General features: G+C 71.9%; 22 protein-coding genes. 12 read left to right on the forward strand and 10 right to left on the reverse strand.

The genetic code is table 11. The annotated features are described in order from the left end of the window. Positions 1-27 precede the first annotated feature (27 nt). The 3 genes from OG852_RS41955 to OG852_RS41965 all read right to left on the reverse strand — a co-directional run bounded on the left by OG852_RS41955 (position 28) and on the right by OG852_RS41965 (position 2411). Positions 28-699 (reverse strand): phosphatase PAP2 family protein, encoded by a 672-nt coding sequence (locus tag OG852_RS41955; RefSeq protein WP_133912996.1) that lies wholly within the window; start codon positions 697-699, stop codon positions 28-30. 118 nt (positions 700-817) lie between these two features. Further along, entirely contained in the window at positions 818-1753 is a 936-nt protein-coding gene (locus tag OG852_RS41960; protein ID WP_133912997.1) for a M56 family metallopeptidase, read from the reverse strand. 94 nt (positions 1754-1847) lie between these two features. Then, positions 1848-2411, reverse strand: a complete 564-nt coding sequence (locus tag OG852_RS41965; protein ID WP_330350614.1) for a DUF5134 domain-containing protein — start codon at positions 2409-2411, stop codon at positions 1848-1850. A gap of 171 nt (positions 2412-2582) precedes the next feature. Between OG852_RS41965 and OG852_RS41970 the strand changes: the two genes are divergently transcribed. Together OG852_RS41970 and OG852_RS41975 are read left to right on the forward strand one after the other, a co-directional pair. After that, positions 2583-4271 (forward strand): FUSC family protein, encoded by a 1689-nt coding sequence (locus OG852_RS41970; protein WP_330350615.1) that lies wholly within the window; start codon positions 2583-2585, stop codon positions 4269-4271. Beyond that, positions 4268-4813, forward strand: coding sequence for a MarR family winged helix-turn-helix transcriptional regulator (locus tag OG852_RS41975; RefSeq protein WP_133913000.1), 546 nt, complete (start codon positions 4268-4270; stop codon positions 4811-4813). Before OG852_RS41970 ends, OG852_RS41975 begins: the two co-directional genes overlap by 4 nt. Before the next feature lie 31 nt (positions 4814-4844). Here OG852_RS41975 and OG852_RS41980 read toward each other — a convergent pair whose 3' ends face one another. Then, positions 4845-5609: a VOC family protein gene (locus tag OG852_RS41980; protein WP_133913001.1), complete on the reverse strand. Its 765-nt coding sequence runs from the start codon at positions 5607-5609 to the stop codon at positions 4845-4847. A 173-nt stretch (positions 5610-5782) separates the two neighbouring features. Further along, positions 5783-6175, reverse strand: a complete 393-nt coding sequence (locus OG852_RS41985; protein WP_133913002.1) for a VOC family protein — start codon at positions 6173-6175, stop codon at positions 5783-5785. A gap of 314 nt (positions 6176-6489) precedes the next feature. Between OG852_RS41985 and OG852_RS41990 the strand changes: the two genes are divergently transcribed. Then, a complete protein-coding gene (locus OG852_RS41990) occupies positions 6490-7029 on the forward strand; it encodes a GNAT family N-acetyltransferase (RefSeq protein WP_133913271.1) in 540 nt (179 codons plus the stop codon). 32 nt (positions 7030-7061) lie between these two features. Here the strand turns inward: OG852_RS41990 and OG852_RS41995 are convergent, their stop codons facing one another. Continuing rightward, positions 7062-7745 carry a glycerophosphodiester phosphodiesterase gene (locus OG852_RS41995; RefSeq protein WP_133913003.1) on the reverse strand — a complete coding sequence of 228 codons (684 nt, stop codon included), beginning with the start codon at positions 7743-7745 and terminating at the stop codon, positions 7062-7064. Positions 7746-8004: 259 nt separating this feature from the next. Here OG852_RS41995 and OG852_RS42000 point away from each other — a divergent pair, with 259 nt between their 5' ends. From OG852_RS42000 to OG852_RS42015, 4 genes are all read left to right on the forward strand, one after another. Next, the gene (locus OG852_RS42000; RefSeq protein ID WP_133913004.1) at positions 8005-9402 is read left to right on the forward strand and encodes a DUF6421 family protein; all 1398 of its coding nucleotides are present in this window, start codon (positions 8005-8007) and stop codon (positions 9400-9402) included. A 35-nt stretch (positions 9403-9437) separates the two neighbouring features. Next, entirely contained in the window at positions 9438-10184 is a 747-nt protein-coding gene (locus OG852_RS42005) for an SDR family NAD(P)-dependent oxidoreductase (protein WP_133913272.1), read from the forward strand. Beyond that, positions 10181-11251, forward strand: a complete 1071-nt coding sequence (locus OG852_RS42010; RefSeq protein ID WP_133913005.1) for a threonine aldolase family protein — start codon at positions 10181-10183, stop codon at positions 11249-11251. Before OG852_RS42005 ends, OG852_RS42010 begins: the two co-directional genes overlap by 4 nt. 94 nt (positions 11252-11345) lie before the next feature. After that, positions 11346-11942, forward strand: a complete 597-nt coding sequence (locus OG852_RS42015; protein ID WP_330350616.1) for a transglutaminase-like domain-containing protein — start codon at positions 11346-11348, stop codon at positions 11940-11942. A gap of 17 nt (positions 11943-11959) precedes the next feature. On the opposite strand, the gene OG852_RS42020 is transcribed toward OG852_RS42015, so the two are convergent. Beyond that, a complete protein-coding gene (locus OG852_RS42020; protein ID WP_330350617.1) occupies positions 11960-12688 on the reverse strand; it encodes a lysophospholipid acyltransferase family protein in 729 nt (242 codons plus the stop codon). Positions 12689-12873: 185 nt separating this feature from the next. Then, positions 12874-13290, reverse strand: coding sequence for a DUF4395 domain-containing protein (locus OG852_RS42025; protein WP_133913008.1), 417 nt, complete (start codon positions 13288-13290; stop codon positions 12874-12876). Positions 13291-13365: 75 nt separating this feature from the next. Between OG852_RS42025 and OG852_RS42030 the strand changes: the two genes are divergently transcribed. The 4 genes from OG852_RS42030 (at position 13366) to OG852_RS42045 (ending at position 16522) form a co-directional block, all read left to right on the forward strand. After that, positions 13366-13779, forward strand: a complete 414-nt coding sequence (locus tag OG852_RS42030; protein WP_133913009.1) for a TlpA family protein disulfide reductase — start codon at positions 13366-13368, stop codon at positions 13777-13779. Between the two features lie 211 nt (positions 13780-13990). Further along, positions 13991-14500 carry a flavin reductase family protein gene (locus tag OG852_RS42035; RefSeq protein ID WP_133913010.1) on the forward strand — a complete coding sequence of 170 codons (510 nt, stop codon included), beginning with the start codon at positions 13991-13993 and terminating at the stop codon, positions 14498-14500. A 218-nt stretch (positions 14501-14718) separates the two neighbouring features. Beyond that, complete coding sequence (locus OG852_RS42040) at positions 14719-15507, forward strand: electron transfer flavoprotein subunit beta/FixA family protein (protein WP_133913011.1); 789 nt, start codon at positions 14719-14721, stop codon at positions 15505-15507. A gap of 52 nt (positions 15508-15559) precedes the next feature. Next, positions 15560-16522 carry an electron transfer flavoprotein subunit alpha/FixB family protein gene (locus OG852_RS42045; protein WP_133913012.1) on the forward strand — a complete coding sequence of 321 codons (963 nt, stop codon included), beginning with the start codon at positions 15560-15562 and terminating at the stop codon, positions 16520-16522. 65 nt (positions 16523-16587) lie between these two features. Here OG852_RS42045 and OG852_RS42050 read toward each other — a convergent pair whose 3' ends face one another. Beyond that, positions 16588-17505: an endonuclease/exonuclease/phosphatase family protein gene (locus tag OG852_RS42050; protein ID WP_133913013.1), complete on the reverse strand. Its 918-nt coding sequence runs from the start codon at positions 17503-17505 to the stop codon at positions 16588-16590. Between the two features lie 207 nt (positions 17506-17712). On the opposite strand from OG852_RS42050, the gene OG852_RS42055 reads away from it, so the two are divergent. Continuing rightward, complete coding sequence (locus OG852_RS42055) at positions 17713-19020, forward strand: DUF6986 family protein (protein WP_330350618.1); 1308 nt, start codon at positions 17713-17715, stop codon at positions 19018-19020. A 197-nt stretch (positions 19021-19217) separates the two neighbouring features. Here OG852_RS42055 and OG852_RS42060 read toward each other — a convergent pair whose 3' ends face one another. Next, complete coding sequence (locus OG852_RS42060; protein WP_330350619.1) at positions 19218-19955, reverse strand: hypothetical protein; 738 nt, start codon at positions 19953-19955, stop codon at positions 19218-19220. Positions 19956-19969: the final 14 nt, after the last annotated feature.

Genomic DNA, 19969 nt, shown 5'->3' on the forward strand with positions numbered 1-19969 from the left:
GGCCGACATGGGCGTACGGCGGCCCGGTCACGGGTGCCAGCGGTGGTGGGCCGTGATGGCCGAGGTCACCAGCAGGGCGCCGAGGAGCCAGCCGCCGAGGACGTCCGAGGGCCAGTGGACGCCCAGCCAGACCCGCGTCACGCCCACGCCGATCACGGAGACGACCACCACCGTCACCGCCGTACACCACAGCTGGCGGCTCACTCCATGGCGGTGCAGGAGCCAGAGGAGGAGGCCCAGGACCACGGTGGCGGTCAGGGCGTGGCCCGAGGGATACGCCTGGTAGTGGGCGGAGTCCACGGGGTCGGGCCAGACCGGGCGGTTCCGGTCGACCGCGGCCTTCAGGCCCTGCTGGAGCAGCGTGCCCACGGCCGACGTGACCACCAGCCAGCCCGCCGTCCACCATGCGGCGTACCGCCACACCAGCCACACCGCCACCGCCGCCCCCAGCAGGCGCATGGTCAGCGGATCCCACACCCAGTCCGTGAGGATCCGGCAGGCCTGGGTGACGTCCGGGTCGGCCAGGGCCCAGCGGTGCGTCGTGCGGGAGATGCCGCCGTCGACGGACATCAGGGGGTGCCACTTGGTCACCACCAGGACGAGCAGGACGACCGAGCACAGTCCGAGGGGCACGGCGAGTCGGCGGGCCGTGCCCGGGGCGGGCGGTCGGGGCGGGGAGTCGACGGACCGGGTGTGCATGATGCGATCCTCGCCGACCCAAGGGGTCGGAAGCCAACCAGGGGTGTCGCTCAGGCGGGGCCCGCGTGTCCCGGAGCGGAAGCCGGGGTGCCGCGGTCCCGCGATCGGCTCCCCGCGCTCAGCCCAGCGCCCGTAGCCCCGGCACCAGTGTCACCAGCACCGGGATCACCGGGACCAGTGAGGCCGCCGCCGTCAGACGCAGCCGGCGGGCAGCCGTGAGCCGGTCCGGGGGTGTGAGCAGTCGGTGGACCCGCTGGGGGACATGCGCCTGCGGGGTGGGGGAGGGGCCGAACACCCCGCGGTCCTCGTTGAGCTCGACCAGGGCGAGCGCGGTGGTCAGCCGGCCGAAGCGGCGCGAGGCCATGTCGTCGGCGGCCAGTTCCACCAGCCGGTGCATCTCGTCGCGGAACGCCGCGAACACCGGCACCTGCGGAAACCCGGTGGCCAGCGCGGACGACGAGTGCAGCAGCCAGTGGTGGCGGGCCTGCGCGTGACCCTGCTCGTGCGCGAGCAGGGCATCGAGCTGACGGCCTTTCAGTCGGCGCAACGCGGCCGTGGTGACAACCAGTCGGGGTGCCGCCCCCGCCAGCCACCACGCGTCGGACCGCTCGCCCTCCAGCACCACGAGCCGACCCGTCTCCGGCTCCTCGCCCGGCAACAGCGGGGCACGCAACCGCAGTTCGGCGCGCCGCGTCCTACCGCCGGCCCGGGCGCGCGCCACCTCCCGGACGAGCATCGCCCCGCTCCACAGCCCGGCACAGGCCAGGGCGACCGCGGTGGCCGCCGCCCACGGGCCGGTCGAGCCGAGGGAGTAGGCCTCCACGACCGCCCGCGGCGCCGGCGCGAAGACATGACCGCGCACCGCCTGCCAGGCCGCCGCCGCGCTCAGCGTCATCGACAGCGCGCAGCACAGCAGGACCGCCGCCACCACGCACTGCCAGGCCCACAGCGCGACCACCGGTTCGCGGTCCGGCCAGTCGGCACGGGCGAGCAGCCGGGGTGCGCCGACAGCGGTCAGGGCGCCGAGCAGCAGCAGGACCGCGGGGACCATCATGGGCAGCACCCTATGAGCGGCGCGCCGCTCAGGGGTACGGCTTGCCCGGGCAAAGTGACGCAGGCCACGGCCGAGTTGGGGGGACCGGGCCCGGTCACATGGTCAGCAGCATCGCCAGCATCCCGATCCCCATCGACAGCCGGCACGCCCGCGCCAGCTCGGGCCGGTCGCTCCAGCCGACGGCGGCTCCACCGGCGCCCGTGGTCGCGGCGGACCCCGTCAACGGCAGCAGCCGTACCCCGGACAGAAGGACGTATCCGGTGAAGTACAGCAGCAGTGTCCCCGTGAGGAGCGGGACACCGGAGGCGGTGCCGTGCGGGTGCGCGTGGGGCGGGGAGAGGGCCATCGTGACCGCCATGTAGACCATGGCCGCGGTCCCCACCAGGTGGTGCAGATGATGGGCGTCCGCACGAGCCGACCACAGGGCGCGCAGCCCGGCCGCGCCGAACACCGCCGCGTACGCCGGCCAGGCCCACGACGGCGGGGTGAACACCGCCGGGGGCACCGCCATCACGGCCATCCCGAACCCCATGAGCGCCTCGCCGCCCGCGGCTCTGCGCTGCTCCTCCACACGGCTGCGCATCCGCAGCAGACAGTAGGCCCCGGTCGCCGCACACAGCGTGACCAGCAGCCAGCCGGGCGAAGTCGGTCCGTGCACGCGCACCTCCCCGCTCGACGGTCGCGTCGAGAGATGCGATGCCCACGGCATGCGGCGCGCACGCGGCGCAACGAAGTACACGGGGAGCATGCGAGGGAGCACTCGGCACGCGCCACGCCATGTCCAGCGGCGTACCACATATATTTCACGAGTAAAACACATGCTAAATTGATGAGCGTGCCCGCCTCCCGCCTCCCGCTGGCCGGCGTCCTGCGCCTCGGCCGTCCCTCCGACATCTGGTTCAAGCCCGCCCTCAGCGTCGTCGCCGCGGTCGCCCCGCCGAACCTGATCCTGCTGGCCCTCGGCCGGCTCGACCTGGCGGTGTACACGATGGCCGGTTCCCTGTGCGCCCTGTACGCCCACAACCGCCCCTACGCCGCCCGCGCCCGGGTGCTCGCCCTGGTGGTCCTGGGCATGACCGGCGGGCTGGCAGTGGCGCTCCTCGCCGCCGGGCTCACCGCGGATCCGGTCGTCCTGGTCACCGTGGGCGCGCTCCTGGCGGCCGCCCAGAAGGCGCTCTGCGACGCGACCCGCCTCGGGCCGCCCGCCAACGTCGTCCTCACCTTCGTCAGCTCCGCCGCGCTGTTCACCCCCCAGACCCTCGACCGGATCCCCGGCCATCTGGGCCTGGCGCTGGCCGCGGGCGGCTGGGCCTGGCTGATCGGCATGGCCCCGGGACTCGTACGCCCCCACGGCCCGGAGCGCCGGGCCACCGCCCACGCCCTGCGCACGGCCGCCGCGTACGTCACCGCACGCAGGACGGCGACGCGCGGGCCGGTGCCGCCCGGCCCCGTCGAAAGCCGTGCCCTAGCCACCGCGGCCGCCGCCGTCCACGCGGCATGGCAGACCCTCCTCGCGGCCCGCACCCCCGAACGCCGCAAGGACACCCACCGTGCCCTGGAACGGCTCCTGATCCGCGCCGAGACCGCCCTCGCCGCCCCCGCCGACACCGACCCCGAACCGCTGCGCACCTGGGCCCACGCCCTGCGCGGCACCGGCCCCGTCCCGCGCCCCGACGACCTCCTGGACGACGACGAACTCCTCGGCATCGACGCCGGGACGGCCACCCCACCCCCACCGTGGCGGCACAGGCTCGGCCCGCTCGCGCCGATCGCCGCCCGCACCGCCCTCGGCTGCGCCCTCGCCGGATACGCCTCGCTCGCCCTCGGAGTCGGCCGCCCCTACTGGGCCCTGGTCACCGCCGCCTCCCTCTACCAGGCGAACCTCACCCTCACCTGGAACCGCGCCGTGCAGCGCGTGGTCGGCAACCTCGTCGGGGTCCTCGCCTTCGCCGCGCTCGTCCCCCTCGCCCATCTCCACCAGGCGGCCCTGGTCCTCGTCTGCCTCGCCCTCCACTTCGGCGCGGAGGCGTTGATCGGCCGCAACTACTGGCTCGGCGGCGTCTGCGTCACCCCGATGGCCCTGCTGATCACCGAGTTCGCCCACTACCAGGACGCGGGCCCGCTCATCACCGAGCGCCTGGTGGACACCCTGGTCGGCGCGGCCGTCGGCTTCGTCGCCGCGGTCGCCGTCACCGACCGCCGCTGCGGCGACCGTCTGGAGCGCGCCCTGACCACCGTGTCGGAGGCGCGCGAGCACGCCGCCCGCCTGGTGGCACAGCCGCAGCGCGCGCCCGCCGCAGCCCTGGAGTCCGCCCGCCGTTCCCTCGCCGCCGCCCTGGTGGACCTGCGGGCCACCGCCGACACCGCGTCCGGCGAGTGGTGGCGGCGCGCCCTGCCCGAGGAGCGGGTCGTGGCGGCCGAGCGGTCCGGACACCGTACGCTCGCCGCGACGGTACGGCACCAGGGGCTGCTCCTGGGCCGGGACGCGACCACGGAAGCGGAGGGCGTACGGCGATGACGGGGACGCGGGGACCAGCGGCGGCCGGAGACGGGGCGAGGGGGGACACCGTCGCGGCGGTGGTGGGGCAGTGGCAGGCCGTACGGCCCGACCTGGACACCGGGCCCATGGAGATCATCGGCCGCGTCAACCGCTGCGCCGCCCTGCTCCAGCAGGCCGAGGACGCGCCCCTGCGCCGGGCGGGCCTGAGCCGCCCGGAGTTCGACCTGCTCGGCGCGCTGCGCCGCACCGGCCATGAACTGACCCCCGGCGACCTGGTCCGGGAGACCTTCTCCTCCGGAGCCGCCGTCACCAAGCGCCTCAAGCAGCTCACCGAACGCGGCCTGGTGGAACGCCGGGGCGACACCCGCGACCGCCGCGTCGCCCACCTCCGCCTCACCGACGCCGGCCGTGACCTGGTCGACTCCGTCCTCCCGGAGCAACTCGCCTACGAGCGGGCCGTGCTGTCCCCCCTGGACGGCGACCGTCAGGGCGAACTCGCTGAACTTCTCGGCGAGTTGCTGAGCCGTCTGGAAGGCCACATGCGGCCGCTCGGAGCCTGAGCGCTCCACCGCCACCCGCAACGCCCGGAGTTCACCTCTCGTCGCCCGCCCGGTACACCCCGAACGCCGCGCCCTGCGGATCCCGCAACACGGCGATCCGCGGGCCGTGGGGCACGGAGGTGGGCTCCGTCAGCGCGCTGCCGCCGGCCCCGGTCGCGGTGGCGGTGGAGGCGTCCACGTCGGCCACCGCGAAGTACGGCAGCCAGTGCGGGGGCACCTCGTCCGGGAACGTCTCGTCCATCCTGATCATGCCGCCGAAGTCGGCGCCTCCGACGCCCCACCGCATGTAGTTCTCCGACGAGCTCACGGTCCAGCCGAAGACCGTCGTGTAGAAGGTCTCCGCCCGGTCCGGATCGCGGGTCAGCAGTTCCACCCAGCCGAGCGAGCCGGGCGCGTTGAACAGCCCCGCTCCGGGAAAGCTCCGCGCCTGCCAGAGCTGGAACGCGGCCCCGCCCGGATCGAGGGCGACCACGAAACGGCCCACGTCGAAGATGTCCATGGGGCCGACCAGCACCTTGCCGCCGGCCTCGGTGACCAGCCGTGCGCTGACATCGGCGTCGGTCACCGCGAACGACACGTTCCAGGCGCACGGCTGCGCCTTCTGGTAGAGGGGGGTCAGCGCGGCGACGGCCGCCTCGCCGAGGTGGGCGACGGTGTAGCCGCCCGCCTCCTGCCGGGGATCGGTCTCCGCGCGCCAGCCGAACAGCTCGGCGTAGAACCGCTTCGCCGCCTCCGGATCACTGGTCCCCAGCTCGGCCCAGCAGGGCCCGCCGGGCACGGGCGCGTCGAGCTTCATGGCGTTCCTTCCAGAAAGGGGACCCCTCCAGCACGCTAAGCCCGCCCTGCCCGCCCGGCATCCGCTCACCTTCCGGCGAGGGCCGCCGAGACCCCCTGGGGGGAACCGCGCGACCAGGCACAACGCACCCGCACTCGCCGCCGACCGTAGCCCACGGAGTCAGTGGGCGGCCTTCACATCCCCGGCCGATACCTGATCGGATGATCCGCCGGCACCTCCACGACCACGATCGGCGTCCCGTCCGGATCCTCGATCCACATCTCCACCAGCCCCCACGGCTCCTTCACCGGCGGCCGCACGACGGCGACCCCCTTCGCCCGCAGCTCCTCGTACGCCGCCGTCACGTCCGCGACCTGCAACCACAGCCGTACGGCGGGATCCGGCGCCGTCAGCGCCCGCCCGGAGAGTTCCAGGAAACCGCCGCCGAGGAAGTAGACGACCCCGCGCTCCGGCCCCGTACCGAACTCGCGGTAGACCGCGAGTCCGAGCTGCTCGCCGTAGAAGGAGCGCGAGCGCTCGGGGTCGGTGGGACGGAGAAGGACCCTGCTGCTGAGTACGTGCACCATGCGGCGGGAGCCTAGTGCCGCGGCAGGCAACGTTTGCCCGTCGAGGAACGGCGTCGTGGGGGTCCCCCCGCTCGAGCGAAGCCGAGAGTGGGGGAGCGTGCTCTCGTCGTGCCGGCCGGAAGCCCTCGTACTGGACGTACTTGGGGTTTCGGCCGGTGCGGCGCGAGTACGTGCCGGGCGCCGCGGGTGCCGTGCGGGACTTTCGAAACACCCCCCAGTTGCTCACCGCCGCGCCGAGCGGCCGGACCGGCGCGGAGCCGGTGGGGATACCCTCGTCCGAGTCCCAGCCGCGCCACAACACCGGAGACCCCCGCATGGACACCGCCGCCACCCCCCTCAGCTTCCGTGACGCCACCGACGCCGATGTGCACGAGCTGGTCGCGCTGGTCGAGTCGGCCTACCGCGGGGAGTCCAGCAGGGCCGGCTGGACCACGGAGGCGGACATCCTCCAGGGGCAGCGGACCGACCCCGAGGGCGTGCTGGAGATCATCGGGTCGGCCGACGGCCGGGTGCTCACGGTCGAGCGCGACGGCCGGATCGTCGCCTGCTGCCAGCTCGAACACCGCGGCGACCACGCCTACTTCGGCATGTTCGCGGTCAGTCCCACGGCCCAGGGCGGCGGCCTCGGCCGGACGGTCCTCGCCGAGGCGGAGCGCCAGGCCCGGGAGGTCTGGGGCGCCACCGAGATGCACATGACGGTGATCTCCGTACGCGACGACCTGATCGCCTGGTACGAGCGGCGCGGCTACCGCCGTACCGGACGCATGACGCCCTTCCCCTACGGCGACGAGCGCTTCGGCGTCCCGCAGCGCGACGACCTGCAGTTCGAGCTGCTGGTCAAGGCGCTCGCCTGACACCGCTCACGGGGCCCCTCACCGGGCACCCCTCACGCCGTGAAGCGCCCCGTGCGCCGGATCTCCGGGTAGTCCGTGGTCGCGCCGTCCAGCTCCAGCGCGCGCACCAGCCGCAGCTGGTGCTGGGTGTTGACGACCCAGCCGATGATCCGCAGATCCCGTCTGCGGGCCTCCTCGACGATCTCCAGCGTGAGACGCCGCAGGTTGAGGCACACCGTCGTGGCCCCGGCGTCCACGGCCCGGGCAACGATGTCAAGGCCGTAGCGGCTGCCGATCAGCGCGGTGCGCACCCCCGGCACCAGCCGGGCCATCTCGGCCACCGCCTCGTCGTGGAACGAGGACACCTCCACCCGGCCCACCAGATCCCGGTCCCGCATCACCTCGGCCAGGGCCCGCGCCGCCTGCACGTCCTTGATCTCGGCCTGCAGCGGAAGGGCCACGGCGTCCAGGACCTCCTCGAACACCGGCACGCGCTCTCCGCGCCCCGCGTCCAGGGTCTTCAGCTCCGCGAGCGTCTGGTCGGCGATGGGCCCGGTCCCGTCCGTCGTACGGTCCACGTCCGGATCGTGCATGATCACCAGGGCGCCGTCCTTGCTCAGATGCAGATCGAGCTCGATCACATCGAGGCCGGCTTCCTCGGCGGCGACGAACGAGCGCAGGGTGTTCTCGGGCTCGACCCCCATGACGCCGCGATGACCGATGGTGACGAAGTTCAAGACGGGACTCGCTTCCGTCGACGAGCGGGTGCGCGGACTCGCAGCCTAACGGCCTGTGCTCGTCATGGACACGTGTAGATACGGGTGGTTCTCATGTATGCCCAGCCGTAGCGGAACTAGTCACTCCTGGGATGTCGGACAGGAAAAACTCACGTGAAACCGAGGGTGCGCAGGATAATTTCCGGCGGCCCCACTTGCTGAGGGAAACCTCGTATGCATACGGTGGCCATACGCGAGGTTCTCCCGTGGAGGATGGGACATGACGGAAATTCTTGTGCAGGCGGCGACGGGGGAGCAGGTTCCTCCCGGAACGAGGGTGGTGGAGCACCCGGCGTGGCCCGTGCTCAAGGATGCCGTGGAGCGGATCCGCCCCTGGCAGTCCAAGGACGGATCGATCGACTTCACCGCCGGGGACGCCCCCGGGCGCGCCGAGGCCGAGCAGGTCGTACGGGACGTGATCGGCGCGGTCGAGCGGCTCTCCCCGCTGCTGCCGCACGACGCCGGCTACCACCGTGCCCTGGTGGAGGATCTGCGCCGCTGGGCCGACGGCGGTTTCGAGGTGCCCGACTTCCTCGACTCGCTGCTCGCCTTCCAGCCCGCCGCGAACCGCGCCGACGGACTGCAGCACCTGGTCGTCTTCCCGATGTACACGCAGAACGGCAACCCGGACCGCAACCTGGAGGCGGTCGTACTGCGCATGGTCTGGCCGGACTGGCTGGCCGAGCTGGAGCGCAGCCGCTACGACAACCCGCTGTTCTGCGGCATCACCTTCGAGGACTTCACCTCCGGCTACGACACCAACTCGGCCGTGCTCTTCCCGGAGACCATCGCCGTCCGTGAGGCGCCGGAACGTTTCTCCTGGGGTGGCATCTTCTGCGACCGCGAGGCCGCCCGCTTCCGCAGGGTCACCGACGCGGCCGTCGGCATCCTCGGCCTGGAGCTGCCCGAGGACATCGCCGCCATGGTCCACGACCAGAAGCGCTGCGAGGAGGCCTTCGTCCTGTGGGACATGGTCCACGACCGCACCCACAGCCACGGCGACCTGCCCTTCGACCCCTTCATGATCAAGCAGCGCCAGCCGTTCTGGATGTACGGCCTGGAGGAGCTGCGCTGCGACCTCACCGCCTTCAAGGAGGCCGTGAAGCTCGAGGCCGACGGCATCCCGCAGGCCCGTGACGTGCAGTACGCGGTCCTCTTCGACCGTATGTTCCGTTTCCCGGTCACCGGCGAACGCGTCCGCAACTACGACGGCCTCGGCGGCCAGCTGCTCTTCGCCTACCTGCACAAGCACGAGGTCGTCCGCTGGACCGACAACAAGCTGCACATCGACTGGCAGCGCGCCCCGCGGGTCACCAACGAGCTGTGCGCCGAGATCGAGAAGCTGTACCGCGACGGCATCGACCGCCCGAAGCTGGTCCACTGGTTCGCCGGCTACGAGCTGGTCTCCACCTACCTCGCCCCGCACCCGGGCTCCCGCTGGGCCAAGGGTCCCGATGCCCTCGACCTGACGCAGCCGCCGCGCAAACTCGTGGATGACGTGCTTCCTGACGAGTTTCCGCTGAGCATGTTCTATGAGGCACTGTCCAAGAAGCTGAAGAACGTGATCGCCTCCACCAAGGGCATCACGGCGGACAGCGCGGAGAGGGTCGCCGCGTGAGCGACCGTACGGACACCGCTCAGCAGGAGGCAAGGATGGGGAACGGCGCTCTCAACGGTGCGGTGATCGCGGTGGCCGGCGCGGGCGGACCCGCGGGCCGCGCGGCACTGCTCCGGCTCGCCCGGGCGGGCGCGACCGTCGTGGGCTCGGACAACGATCCCGAGCGCCTGGCGGAGGCCGTGGACCACGCCCGCTACGAGGCCGGCGGCGCCACCGTCACCGGTGACACCGTCGACCTGCTCGACCTGAACTCCACCCGCGAATGGGCCTCCCGCGTCGAGAAGGACTTCGGCCGCATCGACGGCCTGGTCCACCTCGTGGGCGGCTGGCGGGGCAGCGAGACCTTCGTCAAGACCAGGCTGGACGACTGGGACCTCCTCGAGCTGCTGCTCGTCAAGACCGTGCAGCACACGTCCCTGGCGTTCTTCGAGGGCCTGCAGCGCAGTGAGCACGGGCGGTACGTGCTGATCAGCGCGGCCGGCGCCTCGAAGCCCACCGCGGGCAACGCCGCCTACGCCGCCGCCAAGGCCGCCGCCGAGGCCTGGACCCTGGCGCTCGCGGACGCCTTCCACAAGGCCGGGGGCGCCGCGGGCCCCACCGCCGCGGCCACCATCCTGGTGGTGAAGGCGCTGGTGCACGACGCGATGCGCGCCGACCGGCCCAACGCGAAGTTCGCCGGTTTCACCGATGTCACGGACCTCGCCGAGGCGATCGCGGGAGTCTGGGAGAAATCCGCCCCCGAAGTGAACGGACAGCGTCTGTGGCTCACCGAGAAGCCGTGAACCCTCCGAAGACCGACGCCCGTCGCCACCACGACCCGGAGGTCCGCGGTTTCGCCAGTGACAACTACGCCGGGGCCCACCCGGAGGTGATGGCCGCCCTGGCCCTGGCCAACGGCGGCCATCAGGTCGCGTACGGCGAGGACGACTACACCGAGAACCTCCAGCGGATCGTCCGCAGCCACTTCGGCCCGACGGCCGAGGCGTTCCCGGTCTTCAACGGCACCGGTGCCAACGTCGTCGCGCTCCAGGCGGTCACCGACCGCTGGGGAGCGGTGATCTGTGCCGAGAGCGCCCATATCAACGTGGACGAGGGCGGTGCTCCGGAGCGCATGGGCGGCCTGAAGCTGCTCACGGTCCCCACCCCCGACGGCAAGCTCACCCCGGAGCTGATCGACCGGCAGGCCTGGGGCTGGGAGGACGAGCACCGCGCGATGCCGCAGGTCGTCTCGATCACCCAGAGCACCGAGCTCGGCACCCTCTACACCCCGGACGAGATCCGCGCGATCTGCGACCACGCCCACGCCCGGGGCATGAAGGTCCACCTGGACGGCTCCCGCATGGCCAACGCGGCCGCCTCCCTGGACGTCCCCATGCGGACCTTCACCAATGCGGTCGGCGTCGACATCCTCTCCCTCGGCGGGACGAAGAACGGCGCTCTCTTCGGCGAGGCGGTCGTCGTCCTCAACCAGGACGCCGTCCGCCGTATGAAGCACCTGCGCAAGCTGTCCATGCAACTCGCCTCCAAGATGCGGTTCGTCTCCGTGCAACTGGAAGCACTGCTCGCCAAGGACCTGTGGCTGCGCAACGCCCGGCACGCCAACGAGATGGCCCAGCGGCTCGCGGAGGGCGTGCGCGCGGTGCACGGCGTGGAGATCCTCTACCCGGTCCAGGCCAACGGGGTCTTCGCCCGGCTGCCGCACGAGGTGGGTCTGCGGCTGCAGAAGCGTTTCCGGTTCTACTTCTGGGACGAGGCCGCGGGCGTCGTGCGCTGGATGTGCGCCTTCGACACCACCGAGGAGGACGTGGACGCGTTCGTCGCGGCGGTCAAGGAGGAGATGGCGCACTAGGCGGCCCCGTCGGACCAGCCGAGTTATGCATAGATATGCGGTCTACCGAAAAATCATTGACGGTCGGGTGGTCGCGTTTCTATGCTCTCCGATCATGGAGCTGATCCAGGAGAACCCCGACCTGTCCGCGTATCTGGCCGCCGACGAGGTCATCGACCATCATCACCCGCTCGTCCGGGAGACCGCCGCACGACTCGCCCGGGACGCGGTGGACTCGTATGCCTATGCGCACCTGGCCTTCGACTTCGTGCGCGACACCATTCCCCACTCGAACGACTCCGGGGACCCGCGCGTCACCTGGCGCGCCTCCGACGTGCTGGAGCAGGGCACGGGCATCTGCTACGCCAAGGCCCACGCGCTCACCGCGCTGCTGCGCGCCGAGGACATCCCGACGGCACTGTGCTACCAGCGCCTCAGGCACGACGCCGGTGCCGGCCACTGCGTCCACGGGCTGGTCGCCGTACGGTTCCACGGCGCCTGGCACCGCCAGGACCCGCGCGGCAACAAACCCGGGGTGGACGCGCGGTTCTCCCTGAACGGCGAACAGCTCGCCTTCCTCCCGGACCGGGAGGAAGGCGAGCTGGATCATCCGGTGCTGTACACGGCACCGCATCCGGCGGTGCTGGCCGCGCTCAAGGCGGCCCCCGACCGGTCGTACCTCTGGGAGACGCTCCCGGCCGAGCTGGCCTGAGGCGCCTCCCGACCGCGTCAGCGCGCCTCGGCCGCCTTCACCTGCTCCGGCGTGGGCGCCGTACCGCCCAGGTGCGCCGGCATCCACCAGGTGTCGTTCGCGTCCTTCGGGCGGACCGGGTAGGCGCGCTGGGCGGCCTCCAGCAGCTCCTGGACGCGCTCGCGCAGCTGGCGGGTGATGGCGCCCGCGTACTTGTCCCTGGACGCCTCGATCGCCTCGCCGACCCGGATGGTGATCGGGGTGTGGCTGCGCTTGAAGTTGCGCGGGTGGCCCTTCGTCCACAGCCGCTGCGTCCCCCACACGGCCATCGGGATCAGCGGGACGCCCGCCTCCTGCGCGAGGCGCGCCGCGCCCGACTTGAAGCTCTTCAGCGTGAACGACTGGGAGATGGTCGCCTCGGGGAAGACCCCGATGATCTCGCCCGAGCGCAGCGAGGCCAGCGCGTGCTGGTAGGCCGCCTCGCCCTGGTTGCGGTCCACCGGAATGTGCTTCATCCCGCGCATCAGCGGACCGGAGATCTTGTGGCGGAAGACGGACTCCTTCGCCATGAAACGAACGAGACGTTTCTGCGGGAGCGCCGCCAGGCCGTTGAAGATGAAGTCGAGGTAGCTGATGTGATTGCTCACCAGTACGGCGCCGCCCGAGCGCGGGATGTTCTCCGACCCCTTGCAGTCGATCTTCAGATCCCAGGCCTTGAACAACGTCAGGGCGAGGCCGACGGCGGGACGGTAGACAAGCTCTGCCATGGGCGGGGCGGACCCTTCCTTCTGCCCGGGAAGGGATTCCCCTCGGGCAAAGTTACGCAGCCGTAGGTTTACGGCATCTCGCAGATCGTGCCCGAAGAACGGCCGGGGGGCCAGTCCCCGTGCCCCGGGGCGACGAGATCCTCGTCACTCACCCCTTTGATCCATCTCGGTCTTTTGAGCCGCCCTTACTGCGTGCGTACCGTCACCCGCCGCACGAGCAGGTACATCTCGCATCCCAGGCAGTACCCGAAAGCGGCATTGAGGAAGGCCGCCGCGAGCGCCGCGCCGGTCGCCGCGAGCCCGAGCCAGTCCGGCCCCAGCGCGAAGCCGGCCAGGCCCGCACCGGCGAAGACGAGCCCCACCGCCTGCGCGAACCGCGGCGGTTCCGGCGCCTCGAACTCCGTCGGCGGTCCGATCCTCGGCCGGACGATCCTGCGGAACACCCAGCCGTAGGGCGAACGCCCCACCCCGCCCGCGGCGCCCAGCGCGAACGCCAGTGTCTGCCAGGCCAGCAGCCACGCACTGCCCGTCACCAGAACGACCGCCAGTACCACGGTCGTGACGGCGGCCCCGAACCGCGGGCCTCTCACATCGATGTCCATGCTTCGAGCATTCCGCAGGAGAAACGTTTCTTGGTGCGGGGAATCTTTGCAGTCTCATGAACGCTGGAGCAGCTGATGACCGGACTCGTGGTGTGTGTGGCGGTGCTCGCGGCGGCGAGCGTCTACGGAGTGCTGCAGCGACGGCGGAGCGGGAGGGTACGGGTGCGCGGACGCGACGACGGAAAGCGGCTGGGAGCCGACCGGCTCGGTGCCGCACTGGGGGAGCGGGCCACCCTCGTGCAGTTCTCCAGCGCCTTCTGCGCGCCCTGCCGGGCCACCCGCCGGGTCCTCGGCGAGGTGGCCGGCATGGTGCCGGGCGTCTCCCACGTCGAGATCGACGCCGAGGAGCACCTGGACCTCGTGCGCGAGCTCGACATCCTCAAGACCCCGACCGTCCTGGTCCTCGACGCCGACGGCCGGATCGTCCGGCGCGCCACCGGCCAGCCCCGCAGGGCCGACGTCATCGCCGCTCTGGGGGAGGCCGTGTGACCTGCCGCCAGGTGAGGGTGAGGCAGCTTTCGGATCGCGGAACGTACTTGACTGGGCACGCCGCCTGTCGTCAGCCTGACCCCATGCCTGAGGAACTCCTTCTCCACGGACGGGTCCACGTCGACCTCGTCCGTACCGCGAGCGCGCGCTGTCCGGGCCGTTGACCGCCCCAGGACCCGCCCGCCGCCCCCTTCAGAAGGACGACAACTCCATGACGGCCACGCCCGACCTCGGCACCGCCCGGCTCGCCTCCCCCGACCTCCTGCGCTCCGTCTTCCGGCGACACGCCGCCGGGGTCGCCGTGATCACCGCTCCGGGTGCCTCCGGTCCGGTCGGCTTCACCGCCACCTCCCTCACCTCGGTCTCCGCCGAGCCGCCCATGCTCTCCTTCGGTATCGGCACGGGCGCCTCCAGCTGGCCCGCGATATCCGGGGCCGACCACGTGGGCGTGCATCTGCTCGGAGAGCACCAGCAGGAGCTGGCCGCGACCTTCGCCCGCAGCGGCGCCGACCGCTTCGGCGCGCCCACCGTCTGGCGGGAGGGCCCCGAAGGCGTTCCGGTCCTCGACGACGTCCTCGCCTGGCTGGTGTGCCGGGTCGTCGCCCGCGTCCCCGCCGGCGACCACCGGATCGTGCTGGCCGAGGTGATCCTGGGCGACCCGGCGGGCGCCGGCCGGCCCCTGCTCTACCACCAGGGCCGGTTCACCGCTCTGCGGGATTGATCACTGTCCGGCTCTCCTGCGGAGCCGTCGAGTTCCGGTTACGCTGCGTTGCAGAGGTCACAGTTCAAAGCGCTTGCTTAGCGGGCAGGAACTGGGTGTACTGACGAGTAATATTTCGTTCGGAGCGCGGGCCGCCCCGATCGGGATCGGCCGCTTGTGGCGCCTATGCTGCCTGAAAGAAGGCAGCCGAGAACTGACGATGCAGTAGGAGAGCCGGCGTGAGCTTGAGGATCGTTGTCACTGTGAAGTACGTGCCCGACGCCACTGGCGACCGGCACTTCGCCGATGACCTGACCGTCGACCGGGACGACGTGGACGGTCTGCTCTCCGAGCTCGACGAGTACGCCGTCGAGCAGGCGCTGCAGATCTCCGAGAACTCCGACGACGACGTGGAGATCACCGTTCTCACGGTGGGTCCCGAGGACGCCAAGGACGCCCTGCGCAAGGCGCTGTCCATGGGTGCCGACAAGGCGATCCACGTCGAGGACGACGACCTGCACGGCACCGACGCCATCGGCACCTCGCTGGTGCTGGCCAAGGCCGTCGAGAAGGCCGGCTACGACCTGGTGATCTCCGGCATGGCCTCCACCGACGGCACCATGGGCGTGCTGCCGGCGCTGCTCGCCGAGCGCCTCGGCGTCCCGCAGGTCACCCTGCTCTCCGAGGTCTCCGTCGAGGACGGCACGGTCAAGGGCCGCCGCGACGGCGACGCCGCCTCCGAGCAGCTCGAGGCCTCCCTGCCGGCCGTCGTGTCGGTCACCGACCAGTCCGGCGAGGCCCGTTACCCGTCCTTCAAGGGCATCATGGCGGCCAAGAAGAAGCCGGTTCAGTCGTGGGACCTGTCCGACCTCGACATCGAGGCGGAGGAGGTCGGCCTGGAGGGCGCCTGGACCAAGGTCGAGGACGCCTCCGCGCGCCCGGCCCGCACCGCCGGCACGATCGTCAAGGACGAGGGCGAGGGCGGCAAGCAGCTCGCCGAGTACCTCGCGAGCCAGAAGTTCATCTAAGGCTCGACACGCCGACCGCCCCCTCAACTTCGTTTCGCAGGAGAGCAATCCCATGGCTGAAGTCCTCGTCTACGTCGACCACGTGGACGGTGCCGTCCGCAAGCCGACCCTCGAGCTGCTGACCCTGGCCCGCCGCATCGGCGAGCCCGTCGCGGTCGCGCTCGGCGCCGGTGCCGAGAACACCGCCGCCGCGCTCGCCGAGCACGGTGCCGTCAAGGTCCTCACCCACGACGCCTCCGAGTACGCCGACTACCTCGTCGTACCGAAGGTCGACGCGCTGCAGGCCGCCGTCGCCGCCGTCTCCCCGGCCGCCGTGCTGGTCCCGTCCTCCGCCGAGGGCAAGGAGATCGCCGCCCGCCTCGCGCTGCGCATCGGCTCCGGCATCATCACCGACGCCGTCGACCTCGAGGCCGGCGACGAGGGCCCGGTGGCCACCCAGTCGGTGTTCGCCGCGTCCTTCACCACCAAGTCCCGCATCGCCAAGGGCACCCCGGTCATCACCGTCAAGCCCAACTCCGCCGCCGTCGAGGCCGCCCCGGCCGCCGGCGCGGTCGAGGCCCTCGCCGTCACCTTCTCCGCGCAGGCCACCGGCACCAAGGTCACCGGCCGCACGGCCCGTGAGTCGACCGGCCGCCCCGAGCTGACCGAGGCCGCGATCGTGGTCTCCGGCGGCCGCGGCGTCAACGGCGCCGAGAACTTCGCGATCATCGAGGCCCTCGCCGACTCGCTCGGCGCGGCCGTCGGCGCCTCCCGCGCCGCGGTGGACGCGGGCTGGTACCCGCACACCAACCAGGTCGGCCAGACCGGCAAGTCCGTCTCGCCGCAGCTCTACATCGCCAACGGCATCTCCGGCGCCATCCAGCACCGCGCCGGCATGCAGACCTCGAAGACCATCGTGGCCGTCAACAAGGACGCCGAGGCCCCGATCTTCGACCTCGTCGACTACGGCATCGTCGGCGACCTGTTCGACGTCGTCCCCCAGCTCACCGAGGAGATCAAGACCCGCAAGGGCTGATCACCCGCTCGGCGCAGTCGGCCCGAGGCCCCCGTGACCCCGACGGTCACGGGGGCCTCGGCCGTTCACCTCAGGCTCACCGACGCCAGCACCGGCAGATGGTCGCTGGGATAGCGGCCGTCCACGGTGAACGGGTCCGCCCAGGCCCGGTGGACCGTGACGTCCGGGGTCGACAGGATCCAGTCGATGCGGTCCCCGTCGGGCTTGAGCGCCTTCCAGCCGTTGAACGTCCCGAACACCGGACCGTTCTCCCGCGCCGTGTCCCAGGTGTCGACCAGTCCCGACTCCAGCAGCGTGGCGTAGGCCCGGTCGGTGTGGGCGACGGCGTTGAAGTCGCCGGTCAGCAGCACCGGCCGGGACGGACCGAGCCCCTTGATCCGCTCACCGATCAGCCGGGCGGCCCGCACGCGCGCGTACTCGCTGCGATGGTCGAGGTGCGTGTTGAGGACGTGGAACTCCCGTCCGGTGCCCTCGCGGTCGCGGAAGAGGACCCGCGTCACCAGCCGGGGGAACGCCGCGCCCCAGGTGTTGGAGCCCGGTGTGTTCGGCGTGTCGGAGAGACGGAAGACGTCGTGTTCGAGGGGCTCGAGCCGACGGACGTCGTAGTAGATCGCCACCGACTCCTCGTCGCCGCTGCCGGGGGTGCCGATCCAGTCGTAGTGCGGCCCCATGTCGGCCCAGACGGCCTGGAGCTGCTTGAACTGACCCTCCTGAGTGCCCATGACATGCGGCGCGGTCTCCTGTAACAGCGACCGCATCACCGGGCGGCGGTTGACCCAGCTGTTGCCGTCCCGGTCGACCGGGACCCGGAGGTTGAACGTCATGATCCTCAGCGGGGGCACCCGGCTCGGCCGGGGATCCGGCGCCGACGTCGCCCGGCGCGGCTCCGCGGCCCCGACCGCGCCGAGCAGCGGTACCGCGACGGCTGCCGCGACCAGCGTCCTCAGTCCCGTCCGCCGCGTGGGCCCCGCGGTGCCTGTCATGTGTCCCCTCTCGCCTCGTGAGCCAGGATGAAGGTGTGCGGGTCTGTGCGGAAGAGGGGGAAGGTGCGGGAGTGATCACACAGGACGACCCCGGTGTGCGGGAGATGACCAGGGCGTGGACACGGTGTTGACCCGCCGGAACCTCCACGGATAGCTTCACTGTACGGACTATTGATTCCGGAATGCGGAAATCAGGAGGTGTGGCGCATGGGCCAGGGCCGACACGACGAGACAGTGGCGACGAGCCTCGCGGGCGCCGTCAGCGAGGAGATCAGCGCCTCCCTCGCCCCCGTGGACGCCGAACTCGACCGCCGCTACCCCGGCGACCCCGGCACCCGCCAGCCCGTCCACACCGTGTACGTCCCCGCCGACGCCTTCACCGCCGACACCGTGCGCTCCTGGGGCGACCGCGCCCTCGCCGCCCTCGACGAACACGCCCCCGACGCCGCCTCCTTCGCCGCCTGCCTCGGCCTCTCGGACGAACTGGCCGCGCCCGTCCACGCGCGGGTGCGGGCCAAACTGGAGCGCGAGCCGATCGAGGACCTGCGCATCGACTTCGAGGACGGCTACGGCACCCGCCCCGGCCCCGAGGAGGACGAGACGGCCGCCCGCGCCGCCCGGCTCGTCGCCGAGGCGTACGCGAAGGGCACCGCGGCCCCGTACACGGGCATCCGCATGAAGTGCATGGAGGCCGCCGTCCGCGACCGCGGCATCCGCACCCTCGACATCTTCCTCACCGGTCTGATGGCGGCCGGCGGCCTGCCCGAGGGCCTGGTCCTGACCCTGCCCAAGGTCACCTACCCGGAGCAGGTCACCGCCATGGTGCGGCTCCTGGAGGCCTTCGAGCAGGCGCACGGCCTCGTACCCGGCCGGCTCGGCTTCGAGATCCAGATCGAGACCAGCCAGGCCATCCTCGCCACCGACGGCACCGCGACCGTCGCCCGCATGATCCAGGCCGCCGAGGGCCGCGCCACCGGACTGCACTACGGCACCTTCGACTACAGCGCCTGCCTCGGCGTGTCCGCCGCGTACCAGGCGAGCGACCATCCGGCCGCCGACCACGCCAAGGCGGTCATGCAGGTCGCCGCGGCCGGCACCGGCATCCGCGTCTCGGACGGCTCCACCAACGTCCTGCCCGTCGGCCCCACCGAGAAGGTCCACGACGCCTGGCGGCTGCACTACGGCCTCACCCGCCGCGCCCTGGCCCGCGCCTACTACCAGGGCTGGGACATGCACCCCGCCCACATCCCCACCCGGTACGCGGCCGTCTTCGCCTTCTACCGCGAGGGGTACGCCCAGGCCGCCGAGCGCCTCGCCCGCTACGCCAACCGCGCCGGCGGCGATGTGATGGACGAACCCGCCACCGCGAAGGCCCTCAGCGGCTATCTGCTGCGCGGCCTGGACTGCGGCGCCCTCGACCTCGCCGAGGTGACCGGCGCGACCGGGCTGTCCCGGACGGCCCTGGAGGGCTTCGCGGCACCTCGGCGAGGCGATCTGACGGCCTCGGCCCGGTGACCTCGGTTCCCGGGCTCCGGGGAGACCGCCGAGGTCCGGCGGGTGAGCGGGGTAGGGGTACTCCGGGGAGTGGCCGACAGGCGCGCGACGATCTCCGTACTGCCGTGCACGGCCGGGTCCATGAGGTACGGGCCGCGACCGCCTGCCTGCCGCACGGATCAGTGAAGTTCGGTCCGACGGACCCGGGAGCCCCGCGCCTAGCGACAACGCAGGTGCTCAAGACCGGAGTTCGTCACCATCTCCTCCTCCGCGAACAGCCGGGTCCCCCGCTCGCACAGCCGCGCGTCGGCCCGGGCGCGGGCGACGAAATCCTCCGGGGTCTCCCCGAACAGTCTCCTCAACGCCGGTGACACCAGGAGGAGTTCGGCGATCAGGGCGTGCTGCCCGGGGTGACTGCGCGGGAGACCGTCGCCGTTGCGCAGCACGCCGTGCCGGTTCACGTACGAGTACACGCCGTCGAGAGTCTCGCCGTTCTCCAGCTCGACCCGGAACCGGGGCGCGGGCAGGACGACCCGGTCGTAGTTCGGCTCGGTGGCGTCGACGGCGGCGAGCTGCTCCCCGTCCAGCCAGATGACGAACAACTCCCGCACGCAACCGGGGGAGTCGACGGGCGAGGCCGACACATACCCCAGCCGGCTGACGTGCGCCGAGACACCGACACCGATGCCGGTCACCCGGGTCCGGACCATCGGGATCGGGGAGGTGATACCCAACACGGCCAACTTGGCGCGCAGTTGCCCGGGGGAGGCGTTGGAGCCGACGGCCAGGACCGGGGTGCGGCCGGGATGCGTGAGACGGTCCAGCGGCAGCATCAGATCGCCCGCGAGCAGACCCGACTCCGCCGGCCACGCACCCGGGTAGGTGAGCGGATGGTCGCGTGGCGCGTGAGCCAGCCCCAGCGCCTCCAGCGTGCGGTGCTCGTGGCGTTCGTCCATCGCTGCCCAGTCTG

The sequence above is a fragment of the Streptomyces sp. NBC_00582 genome (assembly GCF_036345155.1).
Lineage (GTDB): Bacteria > Actinomycetota > Actinomycetes > Streptomycetales > Streptomycetaceae > Streptomyces.